The sequence below is a fragment of the Rhodococcus sp. SBT000017 genome (assembly GCF_003688915.1).
Lineage (GTDB): Bacteria > Actinomycetota > Actinomycetes > Mycobacteriales > Mycobacteriaceae > Rhodococcoides.
The window spans coordinates 2779140-2798715 of the sequence record NZ_REFU01000001.1; the positions used below are offsets into that span (position 1 = coordinate 2779140).

At 66.1% G+C, this 19576-nt stretch carries 15 protein-coding genes; 12 read left to right on the forward strand and 3 right to left on the reverse strand.

Translation table 11 applies throughout. The features are described from left to right. The first annotated feature begins 213 nt into the window (after nucleotides 1-213). Nucleotides 214-1572, forward strand: a complete 1359-nt coding sequence (locus AYK61_RS12825) for a YibE/F family protein (RefSeq protein ID WP_121871031.1) — start codon at nucleotides 214-216, stop codon at nucleotides 1570-1572. 80 nt (nucleotides 1573-1652) lie between these two features. Here the strand turns inward: AYK61_RS12825 and ald are convergent, their stop codons facing one another. After that, complete coding sequence (ald, locus tag AYK61_RS12830; protein ID WP_121871032.1) at nucleotides 1653-2735, reverse strand: alanine dehydrogenase; 1083 nt, start codon at nucleotides 2733-2735, stop codon at nucleotides 1653-1655. A gap of 116 nt (nucleotides 2736-2851) precedes the next feature. Between ald and AYK61_RS12835 the strand changes: the two genes are divergently transcribed. Continuing rightward, nucleotides 2852-3376, forward strand: a complete 525-nt coding sequence (locus AYK61_RS12835) for an Lrp/AsnC family transcriptional regulator (RefSeq protein ID WP_183130256.1) — start codon at nucleotides 2852-2854, stop codon at nucleotides 3374-3376. A 6-nt stretch (nucleotides 3377-3382) separates the two neighbouring features. Here the strand turns inward: AYK61_RS12835 and AYK61_RS12840 are convergent, their stop codons facing one another. Together AYK61_RS12840 and AYK61_RS12845 are read right to left on the reverse strand one after the other, a co-directional pair. Next, nucleotides 3383-5281: an Hsp70 family protein gene (locus AYK61_RS12840; RefSeq protein WP_121871034.1), complete on the reverse strand. Its 1899-nt coding sequence runs from the start codon at nucleotides 5279-5281 to the stop codon at nucleotides 3383-3385. A 175-nt stretch (nucleotides 5282-5456) separates the two neighbouring features. Beyond that, on the reverse strand, nucleotides 5457-6878 hold the full coding sequence (locus AYK61_RS12845; RefSeq protein ID WP_147458315.1) for a hypothetical protein: 1422 nt from the start codon (nucleotides 6876-6878) through the stop codon (nucleotides 5457-5459). Nucleotides 6879-7146: 268 nt separating this feature from the next. On the opposite strand from AYK61_RS12845, the gene AYK61_RS12850 reads away from it, so the two are divergent. The 10 genes from AYK61_RS12850 to AYK61_RS12895 are packed head-to-tail and all read left to right on the forward strand — an operon-like array spanning nucleotide 7147 to nucleotide 19538. After that, nucleotides 7147-7404, forward strand: coding sequence for an acyl carrier protein (locus tag AYK61_RS12850; RefSeq protein WP_032396368.1), 258 nt, complete (start codon nucleotides 7147-7149; stop codon nucleotides 7402-7404). 4 nt (nucleotides 7405-7408) lie between these two features. Beyond that, nucleotides 7409-8563 (forward strand): acyl-CoA dehydrogenase family protein, encoded by a 1155-nt coding sequence (locus tag AYK61_RS12855; RefSeq protein ID WP_121871036.1) that lies wholly within the window; start codon nucleotides 7409-7411, stop codon nucleotides 8561-8563. Continuing rightward, nucleotides 8563-9510 (forward strand): amino acid--[acyl-carrier-protein] ligase, encoded by a 948-nt coding sequence (locus AYK61_RS12860; protein ID WP_121871037.1) that lies wholly within the window; start codon nucleotides 8563-8565, stop codon nucleotides 9508-9510. Before AYK61_RS12855 ends, AYK61_RS12860 begins: the two co-directional genes overlap by 1 nt. Before the next feature lie 41 nt (nucleotides 9511-9551). Continuing rightward, complete coding sequence (locus AYK61_RS12865) at nucleotides 9552-11324, forward strand: alpha/beta fold hydrolase (RefSeq protein ID WP_259468036.1); 1773 nt, start codon at nucleotides 9552-9554, stop codon at nucleotides 11322-11324. Then, nucleotides 11321-13018 carry a lipopolysaccharide biosynthesis protein gene (locus AYK61_RS12870; protein ID WP_183130257.1) on the forward strand — a complete coding sequence of 566 codons (1698 nt, stop codon included), beginning with the start codon at nucleotides 11321-11323 and terminating at the stop codon, nucleotides 13016-13018. Before AYK61_RS12865 ends, AYK61_RS12870 begins: the two co-directional genes overlap by 4 nt. Beyond that, on the forward strand, nucleotides 13015-14295 hold the full coding sequence (locus AYK61_RS12875; protein ID WP_121871038.1) for a hypothetical protein: 1281 nt from the start codon (nucleotides 13015-13017) through the stop codon (nucleotides 14293-14295). The genes AYK61_RS12870 and AYK61_RS12875 overlap by 4 nt, the downstream gene beginning before the upstream one ends. Continuing rightward, nucleotides 14292-14987 carry a DUF998 domain-containing protein gene (locus AYK61_RS12880; protein ID WP_121871039.1) on the forward strand — a complete coding sequence of 232 codons (696 nt, stop codon included), beginning with the start codon at nucleotides 14292-14294 and terminating at the stop codon, nucleotides 14985-14987. Before AYK61_RS12875 ends, AYK61_RS12880 begins: the two co-directional genes overlap by 4 nt. Then, nucleotides 14984-15970 carry a glycoside hydrolase family 16 protein gene (locus AYK61_RS12885; RefSeq protein ID WP_259468037.1) on the forward strand — a complete coding sequence of 329 codons (987 nt, stop codon included), beginning with the start codon at nucleotides 14984-14986 and terminating at the stop codon, nucleotides 15968-15970. The genes AYK61_RS12880 and AYK61_RS12885 overlap by 4 nt, the downstream gene beginning before the upstream one ends. Before the next feature lie 48 nt (nucleotides 15971-16018). Next, nucleotides 16019-17305, forward strand: coding sequence for a glycosyltransferase family 2 protein (locus tag AYK61_RS12890; RefSeq protein WP_121871040.1), 1287 nt, complete (start codon nucleotides 16019-16021; stop codon nucleotides 17303-17305). Continuing rightward, entirely contained in the window at nucleotides 17286-19538 is a 2253-nt protein-coding gene (locus AYK61_RS12895) for a hypothetical protein (RefSeq protein WP_121871041.1), read from the forward strand. The genes AYK61_RS12890 and AYK61_RS12895 overlap by 20 nt, the downstream gene beginning before the upstream one ends. The last annotated feature ends 38 nt before the right edge of the window (nucleotides 19539-19576 follow it).

Genomic DNA, 19576 nt, shown 5'->3' on the forward strand with positions numbered 1-19576 from the left:
ACGCCAAGTTACCGAAAAGTAGTTGAAAGTGATGCACAAAACATCGGGGCGATCACGCCTGAACGACGAATGATCTGTACATTGGCGGACGGCACTTCGGTGCCCGCGAGCCCTGGTCGTACCCCTCCCCCCCCCGGGTCGGTCAGGTGGTGGCGGGGGACGCCCCCTGCTCCCCGCCACCGAGCTCCTCGCATCGGCCACTAGCCTGGCACCGTGGAATCACACGGCAATCCTCCCGACGGCAGTAAGCCGAGCCTCGGATCTCAGGTGGGGCATGGTCACGGGCACGGCCACAGTGACGCACCGGTGCCGTTGGGGCCGGTAGCGGCCAAGGTCGTCGTCGGACTCCTGGTCGCCATTGCGATCGCCGTGATCGGCGGTGCCATCGCTCTGTGGCCCAGCCAGCAGAGCATCGATATCCCGCTGCCGTTCCAGACCTCCGGCGGAGGTGCGGTGTCCACCGAGGCCGGCACCATCACCTCGCAGAGCATCGGGCCCTGCGGCAGTCCCGACGCAGGCCGAGCGTTCACCGGCGACCCGACGCCTGCAGTCAACGACTCGTACGAATGTCAGCGCAGCATCGTGGATATCACCACCGGTGAGGACGCAGGCAAGCGGACGGTACTCGAGATCGCGCCCGGTCCCGGCCAACCGACCCTGAGCGCCGGTGAGGACATTCGGCTGGTTGTGCAGACCGACCCCGCCGGTGGGGTCCGCTACTCCTTCAACGACTACTCGCGCGGGCTGCCGCTGGCACTGATCGTCGGTGTGTTCGCCGTGGTCATCTGTGTCGTCGCCCGCTGGCGGGGATTCCGCGCACTGGTGGGCCTGCTCATCGCGTTCGCCGTGCTGGTGGTGTTCATGCTGCCCGCCCTGCTCGACGGTGCACCCGCCATTCCGGTGGCCCTCGTCGCCGGGGCGGTGATCCTCTACGCCGTGCTGTATCTGGCGCACGGGGTGAATCTGCGCACCAGCTCGGCGCTGTTGGGCACTCTCACCTCCATGGCGGTGGCGGCGGTGCTGTCCTACGTCGCCATTCGCATGACCCACCTGACCGGGTTGTCCGAGGAACAGAACACCGCCGTCCAGACATACATCGGCAACGTCAGCGTCACCGGCCTGCTGTTGGCCGGCTTCATCATCGGCTCACTCGGAGTGCTCAACGACGTGACGATCACGCAGGCGTCGGCCGCCTTCGAGCTCGCCTCGGTGGACGAGACGGCATCGCGACGCGAGATCTTCACTGCCACGATGCGGGTGGGGCGTGACCACATCGCCAGCACCGTCTACACGCTCGTGCTCGCGTACGCCGGTGGCGCGCTGCCGCTGCTGCTGCTCTTCAGCGTCGCCGACCGGTCGATCCAGGACGTGCTCACCGGAGATTCGGTGGCCATCGAGATCGTGCGCTCCGCGGTGGGCGGTGTGGCGCTGGCGTTGTCGGTTCCGCTGACCACGGCGATCGCCGTGCTGCTCGCGCGTCCCATCAACGTCACAGGACCCTCGAACCGAGCAGAGCGCCGGGCCGCGGTATCCACCCGCAAAACCCGGCGCTCCGGCCGCCACAGTGCGTGAGAGCGGCTGCGACCCATGTGAGCAGAAGTTCGTAGTGGGCTACGAGTTTCTATGCACGTGCGGCGCAGCCGCTCACCCGCTCAGGCGAATGCAGCCGCGACGGTCTCCGAGAGCAAGGCACCGTTGTGCGTGCTCAGTCCGGCTTTGAGACCCGAGTCCGCCTCGCATGCAGCTTCCCAACCCTTGTCGGCGAGTGCGACGACGTACGGCAGGGTCGCGTTGGTGAGCGCGTAGGTGGAGGTGCGCGGAACGGCACCGGGCATGTTGGCGACGCAGTAGAACACCGACTCGTGCACCTTGTACGTGGGATCGGCGTGGGTGGTCGCGTGCGAATCCTCGAAGCAGCCGCCCTGATCGATGGCGATGTCGACCAGAACCGAACCCGGCTTCATGCGCTGAACCAGACTGTTGGACACCAGCTTCGGTGCCTTGGCACCGGGCACCAGCACTGCGCCGATGACGAGATCCGCTGCGAGAACGGCCTGTTCGAGCTCGTAGGCGTTCGATACCAGCGTCTTGACAGCCCCGCGGTACTGATCGTCGATGGCGCGTAGCGCCTTCACGTCGAGATCGAGCACGGTGACGTCGGCGTGCATGCCGAAAGCTATTGCGGTGGCGTTCCTTCCGGAGACGCCGGCTCCGATCACCACGACATTGGCAGGGCGCACTCCGGGCACTCCGCCCATCAGAACTCCACGTCCGCCTTCGCTCGACATCAGGTGGTAGGCACCGGCCTGCGGGGCGAGGCGTCCGGCAACTTCGCTCATCGGAGCGAGCAGCGGAAGCGAACCGTCTGCGGCAGTGACGGTTTCGTATGCAATGGCTGTGGTACCCGACTCCAGCAGCGCATCGGTGCATTCCTTGGATGCGGCGAGATGCAGGTAGGTGAACAGCACCTGCCCCTTGCGCAGACGCGAATACTCCTCGGCGATAGGTTCTTTGACCTTGAGCAGGAGGTCGGCCGTCTCCCAGACCTCGTCGACATCGGTGAGGATCTGTGCGCCGGCGGCTTTGTAGTCGGTGTCGGTGAACGACGATCCGGCCCCTGCCTCGGTTTCGATGATCACTTCGTGTCCTCGCGAGACCAGTTCGTGCACGCCCGCCGGGGTGATGGCCACCCGGTATTCGTGGTTCTTGATCTCGCGTGGAATTCCGATCTTCATGGCGGCCTCCTCGGTGGTGGGTGGCGTGAAGCCGGGGCTCCATCCGTGTAGGCCAACTATGAATTATCTACGAAATAGCCGCAACGGAAGTGAATATAATTCTATACACTCCGAAAATGGCGAGCAATAGTTCATTCGAGACGGGTAGCAAAGGGTCCCAGCCGAACGATGTTCGGCCGATCCCACTGGACCGAATCGACCACATCCTGCTCGACGAGCTCCGCCGCGACGCCCGAACACCCAACAACGCACTCGCTGCCGCGGCCGGTGTAGCTCCATCCACCGCGCTGGCCCGAGTTCGTGCCCTCGTCGAACGTGGCGTCATCCGCGGCTTTCACGCCGAGATAGATCCCGAGGCTCTCGGACAGGGCATCCAGGCCATGATCTCGGTTCGGCTGCAAGCGGATGCTCGACGGCGCATCAGCGAATTCGGATCGAAGATCGCCTCGCGGAAGGAGACGCTGAACATCTACTTCATTGCCGGTGCGGACGACTTCCTGGTGCATGTGGCGACCGTCGACACCGCCACCCTTCGTGACTTCGTCGTCGAGAATCTCAGTGCCGACCCTGCCGTGGCCGCCACCGAGACCATCCTCATCTTCGAGCACATCCGACCGCGAAACACACACGCGGACAAGTGAGTTCGATCAGGGAGCGGGAGGAGCAACCGGCGGGAACACCGGCAACGTGAAGTCCGGGAAACCCGGGATCAGCGGAGGCGGCTGCTGCGTCGTCGGAGGAACGGTCTCGACGGGCGGCGACGGAGCAGGCTCGGCCGTGGCCGTAGTCGGCTCCGGCGTCCACGGCTCCTGGTAGACCTCGGTCTCCGGCGGGACCGTGGTCGGTTCGACGGTCGTGGTCGGTGCAGGCGCGGGCGGCGGCAGGACAGGAGCGGGTATCACCGGTGTGGGAGCCACCGTGGTGGTGACAGCAGGAGCTTCGGTCTGGCTGCGACTGACCGAGGTGTCGACCACCTGCGGTGTGTTCTGTTGGGTGAGCATGAACGCGGAAAGGCCGACCACCAACGCAAGACCGAGCGCGAGAACACCTCCGGTGCGAAGCTTGCGCCGAGCCCGGGTGCGATCATCCTCGCCGTCGTCGTCGTCGTAATCGGCGTCGAGCCAGTAGACGTTCTTCAGCTGGAACGGAACAGGCTTGCCGTCGTCGGCTGCCTCGGACCGGGCAGCAGAACTCTCGGCAGACGAATCCCCCGTGTTCGCGCTCAACGCAACGACCTCCCCGTCGACCCGCACCCCCTGCACGTGGTCGTCGAGAACATCTTCCACTACCGGTGATGTCTCCGGAACCGAATCGACTGCACCGGAGTCGGATGAGTCGGTGAACCTCGAGGACGCGAACTCTCCCGCCGTGCCGGTGGGCTCGGCAACCGTGTCCTGAGCCTTCGAGCCCTCGCTGATCGGTGCCGCCGCGATCCAGGGACGGGCGGGCACAGGTCGCGCTGCCGCAGGAGCCTGGACAGGTACGGGCGGGGCGGCGTGCTGAGATTCCGTGCGAGCCGGAACCGGTCGGACCGGCGCAGGCAGCGGAAGCGGTACCGGAGGCGACACGGGTTCCGAGCGAACCTGCGACGTGGATGCGATCGACGCAGCGGACTCCGCCGGCCGGCCGGCGTCCGGTGCTCGTCGTGTTCCGGTTCGCGTGCGCGAATGCGGTCGCGCAGTCAGTGCCGCTCCACGTGCGGCAACGGTCTCGGGCTCGGTCGGCACGATCGACGGCAGTTCGAGCAGCGGTCCGACGCGTTTCTGCACGATAGGCATGCGTGCGCCGCCGCCGATCAGTACGACGGCGTCGATCGGAACGTTGGCCCCGATCATCACCTCGCGCGCGAACTCGATGGCCTCGTCGAGTAGGTCGGTGATGAGCAGCTCGAAGTTCTCACGGGAGAGCAGGATCATGCCGCTCGCATCCGGCAGACACACCGCGTCCTGAGTGGACAGGCGTTCCTTGGCGATTCGGCAGCGCTTCTCGAACAGCGGCATGTCGGGTTCGGTCGGGTTCTTGCCGAGGCGTTGGAGCTGATTGTTGCGGACGTAGGCGTCGAGCAGATCTCCGCTGTACTCGCCGGATCGCTGCGAGGCGATGACGGTGCGCTGCACCAGGTCCACGACGCTGACGGTCAGTCCGGAACTGCCGAGGTCGAACAGGGCGACCGAACTGCAGTTGCGGGCTTCGCCCGTCGCTGCCAGGTACTCGACGACAGCTTCCACCTCGTGGACCAGGTGATAGTTGTGCAGATGCGCACCGGTGAGGGCAGCGTGCAGGGCGTCGGCCTGACGGGGGTCGCGATAGGCGACGCCGGTGGCGAGTTCGGGCTCGGTTTCGGCTGCGGCACCGATCGATTCGGCGGCCAGATGCGGAAGGTCTCCGCCGACGCTGTCGATGAGTTCGTTGCGGAAGAACAGAGGCCGGTCGATGTCGGTGACCAGGCCGGAAGGGTCGGAGGCGGGTGCCCCGAACTGCTCGGCTCGGGGCTGCGCCGTGCGCACGGCTCGGGTCCCCATGGACACCCCAAGCAGCACAGTCACGGTGTTCGGCCTCACTTCGATCGGCAAAAGTCTTCGGACGCGGTTCAGCTCGTCCAGAGCGCCAGGCTACCGCCTCGGCCGAATCGGCGGGGAGCGCGCCCCGGAGGTGGACGCACCCGGGCGTGAGGGAACCGGTCCCGCCACCTAGCCGGCCCGCGCGAACCGGACCTCCGGTCTATTCCGGCAGTTCCGAATCGACGACCGGTTGGTACAACTCGCCGTCGTAGCTGAACGCACGCTCGTACAGGTCTGCGTCGGACAATCGAACGGGCCCCAGGACGGGCAACTCGGCGGGCCCCGGAACGGCCGCGTCGGCCGGACCCGCGGCGGCAGAAAGCGCCGCGGCGAACGTGGAATCGAAGGGAACCTGCTGGTCGATCAGCGGAGTGGGTGGCGGCGTGTTTCCCCGGGTGAACACCAGCCCCACCACGGCAACGACCAGCAGACTCACGGCGGCGAGCACGGAAGCATCACGAATCGACCAGGTGCGCGGGCCGCGGCGAACCGGCTCGGCGACGACGCCGGGCTCGGGTACCTGAGGCTCGAGGACCGCGGGTTCGAGCACGTCGGGTTCGAGCACCTCGGGCTGCAGCAGCGCGGGTTCGACGAGGTCGGTCTCGAAGGTGGTCGACGGGATCGTCAGATCCTCGGTCGCGAGTTGGTCGACGGTCAGGTCGTCGACCATCCAGTCCTCGACGGTGTCGAGGCCGGTTGTCTCCGGTGCATCGAGTGTGTCGGGAGCGGCGAGTATCTCGGGTGCATCGAGCAGTTCCGACGCGTCGTCCGGGACGGTGATGATTCCCACATCGAGGTCGAGGGCGGCTTCGGCGGGTCTCTCGTCGAGTGCAGCGCCTTTGGCGATGGCCATCGCAGGTGCATCAGGCACGTGGACGGGAACGTTCCACTTGTCTTCGATGATGGTGCGCACTGCGGGAATGCCTGCACCGCCGCCGATCAGCAGTACTGCATCGGGCGCCTGCTTGGAGGCCCAGTCCAAAGCGTCGGAGACGAGCGGGGTGATCTCTCGCTCGAATTCCTTTCGGCTGAGCAACATCGGGCCGCGGTTGGGTGCCCTGACGCCCACCGACGAGCTCACCAGCTCCTTGAGCTCACGGAAGAAGGCCTGGTACTCCTGGTCGCCCTCGGGTCCGACCGGAGCCGGCAGAATCCCCTTCGCCATCACGATGCCTCGGACCACTTCGTCGAAGCGGTCGCCGCTGATGTCGACGGTGCGTGCGGTCCACTCGACGTACTCGCCGGCAACATCGAGTGCAGTGGCCGAGAGGCCCTTCTTGCCCAGGTCCACGACCAGGACGTAGTCCTTGTCGGCCAGTTCCGGAACGGTGCGGGCGTAGGCGAGCAGGGCGCGGGACTCCTCCACCATGCGAGCCTTCGGCACGGTGCCGTCGCCGAGGGTCTCCAGCAGCGCCGTCACCGCTGCGGTGTCCCATCCGGCGAGAACTATGTCCTCGAAGGGCCCGAGGTCGACGAGCTTGCCGGGCAGCAGGTCGTGTGCGCCCTCTGCGTCGATGGAGTCCTCGACGCGGCGGCCGTCGGCGATGTACGCGATGCGCACGGCACCGGTACCCACTGACACCCCGCAGACTCCACCCATCGACCAGACAGTCCTTCGCAGATTGTGTTTCGACGCCCGATCCGGCGCCCGTACGAGCCCCCGCTCCACTCGAAGTGTACGGCGGTCGAGATGCCCGATGCGGGCATCCCGGTAACGCTACTAAACAATCTACGATATTGTTTAAGAGGGTCTGGGGAGACTTTGGGTCGAAAAGGCGCACAGCCAGCCGACCCTGAGTCGACGACGAGGCCGTCCGGTCTCGTGGTTAACGCGATCGGTGGAGGTTTCGATGCAGACGCTCAATGCTCACGACGTGGTTCGAGTGCGAACCGTTCTGGAGAAATTCGGAAAGCTGCCGGTCCCCGTGGAGGGCATCGACGAAGCTGCCGATCTCTACGACAGCGGCCTCACCTCGCACGCCAGCGTCAACGTGATGATCGCGCTCGAGGACGAGTTCGACGTCGAATTCCCCGACACCATGCTGCAGAAGTCGACCTTCGGCAGCATCAACGCGATCGCCGCGGCCATCGCCCAGCTGACGGACTGAGGCCATGACCACCGTCTACGAGAGCTCGATCGACCAGTCGATCACCGACGTGCTGGCCGTACTGCGGACCTACGCCGACGAGGTCGACCGCGATGCCCGTTTTCCCACCGAATCGGTGGATGCGCTGCGCGACGCCGGCCTGCTCGGGGTCGGAATTCCGCGGGAGTTCGGCGGAGGCGGGGCAACACTGACCGACATAGCCCGGATCTCGCGTGCCCTCGGTGCCGAGTGCGCATCGACGGCGATGATCTTCGTGATGCACCAGTCGCAGGTGCTCAGCATCGTCCGCCACGGCAAGTCCGACGCCATGGCCGACCTGCAGCGTCGCATCGTGACCGATCGCATACTGGTGGCGTCCGCCACCACCGAGATCAACATCGGCGGCGACGTCCGCTCGAGCAGTTGCGCGGTGGAGTACGACGGCGAGCAGATCACGCTCAGCAAGAACGCACCGGTCATCTCCTACGGCGAGTACGCACAGATCGTGTTGGCGACGGCGCGGCGCAGCGTCGACAGCCCGCCGAGCGATCAGGTGCTCGTGGTGTGCGAGAAGCCCGACGTGACGCTCGTCAAGACCGGAACCTGGGACACCCTCGGCTTCCGTGGCACCTGCAGCCCGGGCTTCATGCTGGACGCGCGCACGACGACGTCGAACATTCTGGGCGACAACTACGGAGACATCTCCGCTCAGACCATGCTTCCGGTGGCGCACGTGCTGTGGGGATCTGCGTGGCTCGGCATCGCCGACGCGGCGGTCACCAAGGCCCGCAAGTCGGTACAGAAGGCCGCACGCAAGACTCCGGGAACCCCGCCGCCGAGCGCGCTGCGTCTCGCGGAGCTGATGGTGGTGCACGAGCAGTTGGTGGACACGGTGTTCGGTGCCGCAGCCAAGTTCGAGGCCGTCGCCGACAGCCCCGCCGAGCTCGGAGCCATCGGTTTCGCGCTCAAGATCAACAACGTCAAGGTCACCGCGTCGACGCTCGTCATCGACATCGTCGGCAGGGCACTGCAGATCTGTGGCATCTCCGGCTACCGACAGGGCGGCGAGATGAGCATCGGCCGTCATCTTCGTGATGCGCACGGGTCCGCGATCATGGTCAGCAACGAACGCATCCTGGGGCACAACGCCCAGCTCTCCCTCGTCTACAAGGGCAAGTGATGACTACTACGCACTCCGCACCGGAGACAGAGATCAGCGAACTCGATTCCGCCCGAGCAGCATTCCGCGCCGAGCTCATCGACGCCGGCCTGCTGGTACCCAGCTCTATTCCCGGATTGTACGGGCGCAGTGGCGAATTCGAGGACATCATCGAGTTCGTCGACGCCCGAGTCACCGAGGCCGGGGTTGCCGAACACGGCCGTCAGGCCACCAGGTTCCGATTCGCTCCGGTCTTCCCCCGGGAAGCGTTCGAGCGCACCGACTACATCGCGTCGTTCCCCAACCTCACCGGTGCCATCAACACGTTCGAGGGCGACAACAAAGAACACGCGGCATTGTTGGCCGAGCGCTCTGACGGTAAGGACTGGGATCACTTCCTCCAGTCCGCGGGCACCATGCTGGTCTCGGCTGCCTGCCATCCGTCCTACTCGATGCTCACCGGCACGCTGCCCGAAGAGGGCACGCTGATGGACGTCTACGGCTACTGCTTCCGGCACGAGCCCGCGGTGGATCCGGCTCGGATGCAGGCATTTCGGATGCACGAGTTCGTTCGAGTGGGCACCCCCGACGATGCGATCGCGCACCGCGAACGCTGGGTACCGCGCGGCCTGCAGGTACTGGCAGATCTGGGACTGGAAGCCGAGGCGGTCATAGCCAACGACCCCTTCTTCGGTCGCGCCGGACGCATGCTCGCGGCGAACCAGCGCAACGAGAACCTCAAGACCGAACTGGTCGTCAAGCTCTACGGAGATCTCGACGAGGGCACCGCGGTCGTCTCGTGCAACTGCCACCGTGATCACTTCGGGCACACCTTCGGCATCGAGACCGTCGACGGCGAACCGGCCCACAGCGCATGCGTCGGGTTCGGCATGGAACGCATCGCACTGGCGATGCTCCGCACCCACGGTCTCGATCGATCGAGCTGGCCTGCCGCACTGCGCAACTGATCGATACCGCTTCACCCGTGTGTACACGAAGGACCAAATCTGTGAACAGTTCCCGCACCGCTCCCCGGCGCATCGGCTCAGTTCCCGCCGAGTCCTCTTCGCGTACGGCGGGCGGCAAGTACCCGACGTGGTTCGGCCCGTCCGACGCGCCGCTGTTCGGCACCGTCCATGTGCCGTCCGGCGGTCGGGCGCGCGGCGGTGTCGTCCTGTGCCCGCCGCTCGGCAAGGAGCAGGTCGATTCGTATCGCGGCATGACCCTGCTCGCGCAGAAGCTCAGTGCGCAGGGACTTCTGGTGCTGCGGTTCGACTACCGCGGCACCGGCGATTCGTGGGGTGATCAGGATCGGCCCGGCGCGGTCGAACACTGGCGGCGGAGCATCGTCGAGGCCGTCGACTACGTTCGCGGTTGCGGGGTGAGCGAGGTCGGCCTCGTCGGTCTGCGCGTCGGTGCCTTGCTGGCGTGTTCGGCCGCCGCCGAGTGCGGGCCGCTCACCGCGATGACGCTGTGGGATCCGGTCGTCAAAGGACGGTCGTATCTGCACGAGCAGCGCGCGCTGTATTCGGTGAGCGTCACCACCGACTCCGACACCGATCCCCGGGTGTCGATCATCGGCGCTGTGCTGCATCCCGATTCGGCTGCGGACTTCTCCGCGCTCGACGCCGCGAAGACGAAGACCGACGCGCCGGTGCTGGTCGCCACGCGCGCCGAACGAGGCGATACGAAGCCGGTTCGCAAGCTCGTCGAGACTCTCTCGGCTCAGGAGCACACGTTGACCGCGCACGACGACTTTCTCGAACCGAGCGATTTCGAGGTCATCATCCCGACGACCGACATCGCGTACCTCGCGACGTGGACGGCATCGAAGTTCCCCGTCGAGCCCTCGGGCGAAATCGAGCTGCAGCCTCGCTCGGCGTTCGTGGTCGACGGAATCCACGAGAACATCGAATACCTCGGCGCGCAGCAGCTTTTCGCGATTCGCTCATCCTCGGATCGATGCCGGGCAGGCGGTCCGACCGTGGTGCTGTACCCCACCGCCAACGAGCATCGCGTCGGCCCGGTGCGCATGTGGGTGGAACTGGCCCGGCTCCTGCCCCGGTTCGGGGTCTCCACGGTGCGCTTCGATCGGCGCGGCACCGGCGAGAGCGGCAGCGTCGGCGATGGGGAGTTGACCCGGCTCTACAGCGACGAGGGCAACGAGGACGCACTCACCGCCGTCCGGCAGTCGGGGACCACCCCGGACAACGTCCTGGTGGCCGGAATGTGCTCCGGCTCGTGGTATTCCAGCTTCGCCGCCCGGGAACTGGGGGTTCGCGCTGCAGTACTGCTCAACACCCTGGACTGGACCACTCGTCGTCTCGAATTCGTCAAGCGTTCCTCGATGCACATCGAGGAAACCGGGCTGAAGGCTCGCGCACTCGACCGTCTGCACCACTGGGGTGTGCGGATCAAGAACGCACTGCAGCCACGGATTCCGTACGCGCTGTGGATCTGGCTCGGGCGACGCGGCTTGATCCAGGTTCCCGAGATCTCGCTGCGCATTCTCAGCGACCGTCGGGTGCAGACGCGAGTTCTGCTCTCCCCCAGCGATACCGCCTGGTTCGAGACCAATCGGGGCCCGGAGGGAATGCGCCGGCTCCAGCGCCGGTCGTCCGTACCGACCGTCACCTCCTTCGCGTCCGGTGATCACTCGCTCTACGGTCGCGATCTCCGAGAGAACGTGCGAGCAGAACTGGTGACGGCCGCCTCCGCTGCCTTCGATATCGAGATCGCCGCACCGTCGCCTCCCGTGCCGGTGGGGAAGGTTCGATTGTGAAGCACCGCGCTCCCCGGATCCTGCCGCCCAAGCACGAACAGCTCGAACAGCTTCGGTGGTATCCGGTCGAACCGGCTCGGTTCGACCTGGGTCTGATGAACAGCCCGACGATGCCGGTGCCGACCGTGCCGCGGCACGATCCCGTGCACTCGGTGGACGTTTCTCCGGTCGCCGACGTCGTCGAACGACCGGCACCCGAGACCGGACCGGGTTCGAAGGCCTCCGATCGCAACCTCGCGCTCAACTCGATGGCCCTGATGCTCTCGACGGCCATCACCGGCGCACTCGGCCTGCTGTTCTGGGCTGCGGCCGGTCGGCTCTATCCCGTGGCCGAGGTGGGCAGCGCGTCGGCGGTCATCACCTCCGCGGTGATGCTCTCGACGCTGTCCAATCTGAGCCTCGGTTCGATGTACGAGCGATTCCTCCCGATCTCGGGCCGGTTGGCCAAGTCGTTCATCGTGCGCGGCTACCTCACCGTCACTGCATTCGCGTTCGTGCTCGGCGGCGGCTTCCTGCTTGTTGCGCCGGTGGACGAGATGTTCACCAACACCGCTGAAATCGTGTCGTTCCCGTTCTTCGTCGCGGTGCTCGCGGTGTTCGCGCTGCAGGATCAGACCTCGTCCGGCCTGGGCGTCGCACGCTGGGCGGCCGCCAAGAACGTCTTCCACGCCGTCCTCAAGTTCGTGTTGCTATTGGCGCTGTTCTCGACCGAGCGCAGTACCTCGATCATCTCGGCCTGGGCAGTCCCCGCAATCGTGGCGTCGATCTTCGTCCTGCGCGCGATCATGAAGAACGTCCGCACCGAACAGCGGTACGCCGGCAAGCCGGACCTGCCGCCCAGGCGCGAGATGTGGGCCTACTTCGGCTCGGCATACGGCATCACCGCGCTGGGATCCCTCGCTCCGCTGCTCGTGCCGATGATCGTCGTCGCCACCCTCGGTGCCGAGCAGAACGCCTACTTCTCCCTCACCTGGTCGATCGTCAGCGCGCTCTACATCCTGATCAGTGTGTTGATCGGACCGTACGTGGCCGAGGTCGCTGCCCACCCCGAACAGTTCCACCGCCTGACGAAGCGGTTCATGAGCCTGGTGTGCATCGTCGCGGTGGGTGGGTCGATCTTCCTGGCGTTCGTTGCGCCGTTCGGTCTCGGATTGATCGGCCAGGGCTACCGCGATCAGGGCACCATCATCGTGCAGTTGGCCGCGCTGACCATCCCGCTGTCCGTCGTCGGTTCCCTGTACGACGGTTTGGCTCGGGTCCGTCGACGCATGCGACTCGCCGTGATCGTGCAGGTGGTGGCCACCTCGATCATCATCGGCGGCTCGGTGGCGCTGTCGTCGTCGATGGGCATCGCGGCCGTCGGCTGGGCGTACCTCGCGGCCGAGGCGTTCGGTGCCGTCGTCCTGATCGTGCCGCTCGTGCGGTGGATTCGTGAGCTGTCCGCAGGCAGCAACGGTGAGTCCGGTGACGACCAGGGCCCGTCGGGCTCCCCGGGCCCCCGCGGGCCGATCGACGACAGCGACGCCCGTCCACCGCGATCGCGTCATCGAGAGCCTCGCCGCGGCGAACCCCGACACGCCGAACCCCGACACCGTGAAGAGCCTCGCCGCGACCCACAGGACGGTCCACCGCAGCTCGACGAACCGTCACCGCGTCGTATTCCGGTCCACGCCCAACACAGGACGGCACCATGACTCAGACCTATCGCGCCAGTTCGTTGGACATGCTTCGGTCCGATTCGCGCATCGTGACCGTGCTGGGACCCGCGGACTTCGGCGATCTCGCACGGGTGCAGAGCCGGGTGCTCGCACTGGCCTCGATCGGTCCTGCCACGCGGCTGGGCCTGCGCGCCGACCAGTCTTCGGTGGGCTGGGTCTACGAGCCGGAGCGGGTAGTCGAGCACATCGCCGAGGGAACCGCCGTCGGCCACGAGCAGTTGACCAAGGAGCTCACCGAGTTCTCGCACGCGTCCGTGCCTGGAATACCTCTTCGTATTCGTCTGGCCGGTCGCTACCTGTTCCTCGATCTCAATCACGGTCTCGGCGACGCGCTGTTGCCGGTCGACCTGTTCGCGTATTTGGCCGACGCACGTCCCGACGCACCGCTTCCGGCGTGGGCAGACAGTCCCGTCGACGGTCATCCTCTTCGAAAAGCACTGCTGCGCTGGGTCGTTCGCAATCCCAGAAAAGTCGTCGACACGATCTACGACCGCGTCCGTCCCGGCACGAACCCCGAATCCACAACCATGGCCACCGCACCCGACACCGCGTCGACGACGGCATTTCGGCCGTGGGCTCCGTCCGCTGCGGTGGCCACCGCGGTGACGCAGTCGGGTACCACCGATGCGATCCGGCGGTGGCGGGAAACCCACCTGCCGGGCGCGAGCGTCAGCGCGGTGATGTGCGCGGCCGTGGCCGCGGCGTTCGCGCGCACGTCGTTTTCGCTCGATCGGTCCGCAGCGTTTCTCTTCGATTGCCGCCGCTATCTTCCGCCGTCGACGGTCGTGCTCGGCAACTTCGCTGCCGGGATCCGGTTCTCCGACATCGATCCCACCTCGGCTGGGGAGGTGCACGGGGCACTGTCCGGTGCCATCGCCAAGGGTCGTCCGATTGCATCGGCGACGATCAGCACCATCAAGTACAAGCGTGAACACAAAGCCGTCTCCGGGGTGTTCGGCGACAAGGTCCCAATGGAACCGAAGGTCCAGCTCATGTACTCCGACCTCGGTAGGGTCAGGCAGCTGGAGCAGGTCTCCTGGGTTGCCGAGCCGGCCGACCGCGCCTTCTTCGTGATCGCCGATCCGGGCCAACCGGAGTCGGTGATGATCACGATGGAGACCATCGGTTCGGTCGTGTTCGTCTCGGCGTCGTTCCACGACAATGTTTTCGACAGTCACACCGTGCAAGCCGCACTCGATCTCGTAGCAGCGAACCCCCTCTCATTGCTGGCCCCTCAGGAGAAGACTGCATGACCACCGAAGCGAAGCGTCCCACTTCGAGTTCCATCGCGCCCACGACGTCTGCACCGGTGCGATCGGGTTTCGTCGCCCATGTCGCTCGTTGGGCCGGGTTGTCGGTGGTGCAGTTCGTCCTCGTCGAGTACATCGTCTCGGCCACGTGGCGCGGGCTCTACAGCTACCGGAACAACTACATCAGCGAGCTCGGCGTTCCCTTCTGCGGGCCAACCGGCAACTGGCCGTGCAGCCAGCTCTACGTCCTGCTCAACGCCTCGATGGTGCTGTTCGGTGTGGCGATCGCGGCGGTGGGCGGATCCTGGTACATCGTCCGCCGGATCGACGGTAGGGCTGCGTCGTTCTTCCTCGTCGCAGGCGCGGGTGCCATCACCGCCGGCGTGATCAACCAGGGCGTCAACTACCCGATCCATTCGTTCGGTGCCACCGCGTTCTTCGTCTTCGGCAACTTCGGCCTCGTCATCGCCGGCGGGCACCGGAGTCTGCGACGCCCCATCCGCATCGTGGTGACCACACTCGGTGCCGTCGGCCTGGCCGGATACTTCGCCTACATGAGCGGTCACGAGTTCGGTCTCGGCATCGGCACCATGGAACGCATCGCCACCTATGCACTGCTCGTGGGCATAGTCGTACTGTCGGTCTCGCAGTTCAACGCGACGCGAGTGCCGAAGAACGTCGACGAGACCGCGTGAGTCGTCACTCCGCGTCCAGCCGAGAGTCCGGAGCTGGAACCGTCGAGGTTTCGCGGCTTCCCGGAACCGGACTCATCGTCGAGCCTCCCCGACGGCGCTGGCCTTCCGTTCTGACGTTCCTCGTCGTGCTTGGTCTGGTCGTCGCCGGCACCGTGTACGGGCTTTCTCACCGCTCGGACGGAGCCGACATCGATCCCGACTCCACCGCGCAGGGCACCGTCGACGCGAGGTCGACGACGTCGGCGTCCAACACGGCAGCCGCCAAGCCCGGATTCACCGTCTACGACGACTTCTCGGGCACGGCGGGCGACGCGGTGGCGAACGACCGGTGGAGTCACGATGTCGGCCGGACCGGCTGGGGCAACAACGAGAAGCAGGACTACACCGATTCGACCGAGAACTCGTCTCTCGACGGCGAGGGCAACATGGTCATCAAGGCCATGCGCAACGGTGACGGATACACCTCGGCCCGAGTGACCACCAAGGACAAGTTCGAGTTCACCTACGGCCGCATCGAAGCTCGGATCAAGATGCCGGCCGGAGCCGGACTGCATCCGGCGTTCTGGATGCTCGGTACCGACCTGGACTCCGTCGGCTGGCCGCTGTCCGGCGAGATCGACATCATGGAGACGCTGAACCAGGCCGATCAGTACCACACCGGAATTCATGCCCCCCAGCCCGATTCGTTGACGAGCCAGAAGGTGGACGCGGGCGGGATTCCCCCGGAGCCGCTGTCCGAGAACTTCCACACCTACTGGGTCGAACGCTCACCGGGGCGCGTGACCACCGGCATCGACGGCACCACCTTGGCCACCGTCACTCCGGACGACCTGATCGGCGGCGACGACTACTGGGTCTTCGACAAGCCGTTCTTCCTGCTGTTCAACGTCGCCGTTGCCGGCGACTGGCCCGGTCCCACCGACAACTCCACGCCGTTCCCGGCGACCATGACGGTCGACTGGGTGCGGTATCGCGCCGACTGAGACTCCGCTGTACCTGCCCGTACGTGTAACCCCGAAAGGACCCTCCCCGTGTTACCTCCCGCACTCCCCAGACTCCAGTCTCCCGATTGGGACGGTGCCGTGTGGATCGGTGACATCGACCTGGAGCTGGATCTGCCGGAGTCTCTCGACCTCGACGATTCCGACGGTTACCGCCGTGCCCGGCTGTTGATCCGACGCGGACTCGACCCGCTCGGCTTCGTCGAGCTCGATGTCGTCGACGGAGCGGTGGCGTCAGCCGATGTACGCGCGGCGGCCATGTCGCTCGCGCAGGTTCCGATGCCCGACGCGCTGCCCGACACCGATCGGGCACTGCCGCCGATCACCGTGGTGATCTGCACTCGCGACCGAGTCGACCATCTGAAGGGAGCGCTTGCGTCAGTGTCCGCTCTGGACTACCCCGACTTCGAGGTGGTCGTCGTCGACAACGCGTCCCCGACCGATGCCACGCAACGGTACGTTCGCGGGCTGGGCGACCCCCGCGTGCGCGTCGTGTCCGAGCCGACGGCGGGTCTGTCGAGGGCCAGGAACACCGGGTTACGGGCAGCGCGGCACGACATCGTCGCCTTCACCGACGACGACGTCGCCGTCGACGCCAGGTGGTTGCGGAGCATCGCGCGCGGCTTCGGGCGGGCCGATCGGGTGACGTGTGTGTCCGGCATCGTGCCGAGTGGGGAGATCAGGACTCAGGCGCAGGCGTACTTCGATCGCCGCGTCGGGTGGGCGAGTTCGGTGACGCCTCGGGTCTACGACCTGAAGAATCCACCGGCCGACGTTCCGCTGTTTCCGTTCCAGGTCGGGATGTACGGAACCGGAGCCAATTTCGCGGTCGACCGCGGACGGATGTTCGATCTGGGCGGCTTCGACGAGGCACTGGGGGTGGGATCCCCGACCAACGGCGGTGAGGACCTCGACATGTTCTTCCGGGTTCTGATGGCCGGCGACAAGCTGGTGTACGAGCCTGCGGCCATCGTGTGGCACCGCCACCGCGCCGACTCCGAGGCGTTGGCGGTGCAGGCGCGCGGGTACGGGCTCGGACTCGGCGCGTGGCTGTACACCGTCGCCACCGACCGCAGGTCGGCGACGCTGGCCGCCACGGTGGCCGTCCGCCGACTCGGCAGTGCGATTCGGTTGTCCGCCAAGATGAGCAAGGTCGCCTCCCCTCCCGACGATCTCGCCGCCGACCTGCCCGACGGCATCGGCCGGATGGAATTGCTGTCCATCGCCAAGGGCCCTGCGGCCATCCGGCGCAGCAGGCGCGAAGGTCGCGAGCGCACTCCTCTGGCGGGGGTGAGCCGTGAACCTGTCCTCGACTGATTCCGGATACCGGTCCATCGCGGATCTCCGGCACAAGCTGTTCGTCCCGTCCGACTGGACCGTCGACTGGCCCGTCGGCACCACCGACTCCGCTGCAGGCACGCGGCGGCGCGCGGGTAGCCGATTGCGCTATTCCGACATCAGCGTTCTCGCCGCACTGTCCGGCCTGGCCTCGATGATCGCGCTGCCGACGCTGGTTCGCGTCGTGCTTCTCACGGTCCTGCTGTTCTTCGGACCCGGCGCTGCCATCCTGTCGTGGGTGCGCATCCCACGCACCGCAGTTCCTGCTGCCCTGCCGATTCTGAGCATCTCGGTGGTGACACTGATGGTGTCGGTGGCGATGTGGGGATACCGCTGGTCGCCCCGGATGTGGACGTTGTGGCTGTGTGTGGCCCTGATCGGGTCGTCGGTGCTCTGGTACCGCAAGCACGGCCGTCCCGATCTGCCGGTATGGATATCGCGCGCACGTGAGGTCGTCTCTCCGTCGTCGCGAAGGTCCGCCCTGGCCTCGGTGAAGTTCGTGCTGACCGACCGAGAGACGTTGCGACGCAACGTTGCCGGCTTGATTCTGGCGTTGGCCTTCTTCCTGTGGCTGCCGCTGTTGCCGGGTCTGGAGCGCGCGACGTACTCGCAGTTCGGACTGTTGACCGCCGGAACCGGCCCAGGACTGGTGCTGTGCATGGTTCTGATCATGGCGGCGTTCCTGATCGCGTTGCGGCGTCACCAGTTGCGCACCATGCTGGTCGCCATCGGCCTGGCCATCGTGGTGCAGCGATTCACCGTCACCCTCGTCACCTCCGCTCCGATCTACGACTGGACCTACAAGCACGTCGCCGTCACCGAGTTCGTGCTCGATCTGAACCGGCTGGCTCCGAGCGGCGTCGACATCTACAGCGAGTGGCCCAGTTTCTTCCTCGTCTCGGCCTGGTTCCAGCACGTCACCGGATACGACACGCTGTCTCTGGCGCACGTGTTCGCGCCGATGATCCACGTGGTGCTCGCGGCGGCCGTATACGGTCTGGCGCGGGTCATGAAGTTCGACAAACGCGCGGCGATCACGGCGGCGATGCTCGCCGAGGTCATCAACTGGGTGGGCCAGGACTACTACTCACCGCAGGCGTGGGCCGTCCTGCTCGCCGTGGGTTTCCTGGCGCTGTTGATGTCCTCGTCGCTCACCCGGTCCGCGGCCTACGTGTCGATCGTTCCGTTCGCGGCACTGGTCCCCACGCACCAGCTGACGCCCTACTGGCTGATGGCCGTCACCGGCGTCCTGCTGGTGACGCGACGAGCCAAGCCGTGGTGGTTGATGATTCCGCTCGGCATCATCTTGCTGGGATACCTGTATCCGCGACTGCCGATCGTGGCACCGTACGGACTCTTCCAGGGGTTCGACCCCGTCCAGAACGCCGCGAGCAACGTCGAGGAGGAGGGCGTGCTCGGCAAACAGATCACGTCTCTGGTCTGCCGCGCACTGTCCGGCGGGGTGTTCGTGTTGGCGTTCGTCTCGGCGATCTACGCCTGGCGCACCAAGAAGACGTTCTGGGCTCCGATGGTGATGGCGTTCGGCTCGATCATGCTGCTCGCCGGCCAGAGCTACGGCGGTGAGGCGATCTTCCGGGTGTACCTGTACGCGATTCCCGGCTGCGTGCTGCTGATCACGCCGTTGTTCCTGGCCCTGTTCGATCGGAAGCCGTCCCAGGATCGTCCGTCCCGGGCCCGCAGGATCACCGCCCGGACCTCGGTTGCGGTCGCCACGGCAGGTGCCATCAGCTGTGCCGTGCTGGGCTTGCAGAGCTACTTCGGCCTGTGGCCGATCGTGCTCGAACATCGGCAGCAGATCGACGACGCCCGAGCGATGGCCGCGCAGTCGCCGTCCGGCACCTCGATCACGATGCTGTATTCCTCGGGCTACCCGGCCCGGTCGACGTCGGACTACGGACGCTTGACCGAGGCGAACGAGTACTGGGACGTCCCGCTCTACGCGCTGGGCCCCGAGTACATGGAAGGCTTCCCGACGCCCGAGAAGCTCGGCGAGATCGACTACAACGCGTCGGTCAGCGACACACCGACATACATGGTCCTCACCCGTCAGTCGCTCGAGGCGATGCAGTACTACGGGTTCGTTGCCGACGATGAGGTCGCCCGTTTCCGGCAGTGGCTCTCGACCAACTCGGCGTGGTCGGTGCGGTATCAGGACCCCGACACGATCGTTTACCAGTACCAGTCTCGTTGACGGTGTCACAAACTATGACGTGAATCTCCAAACAATCT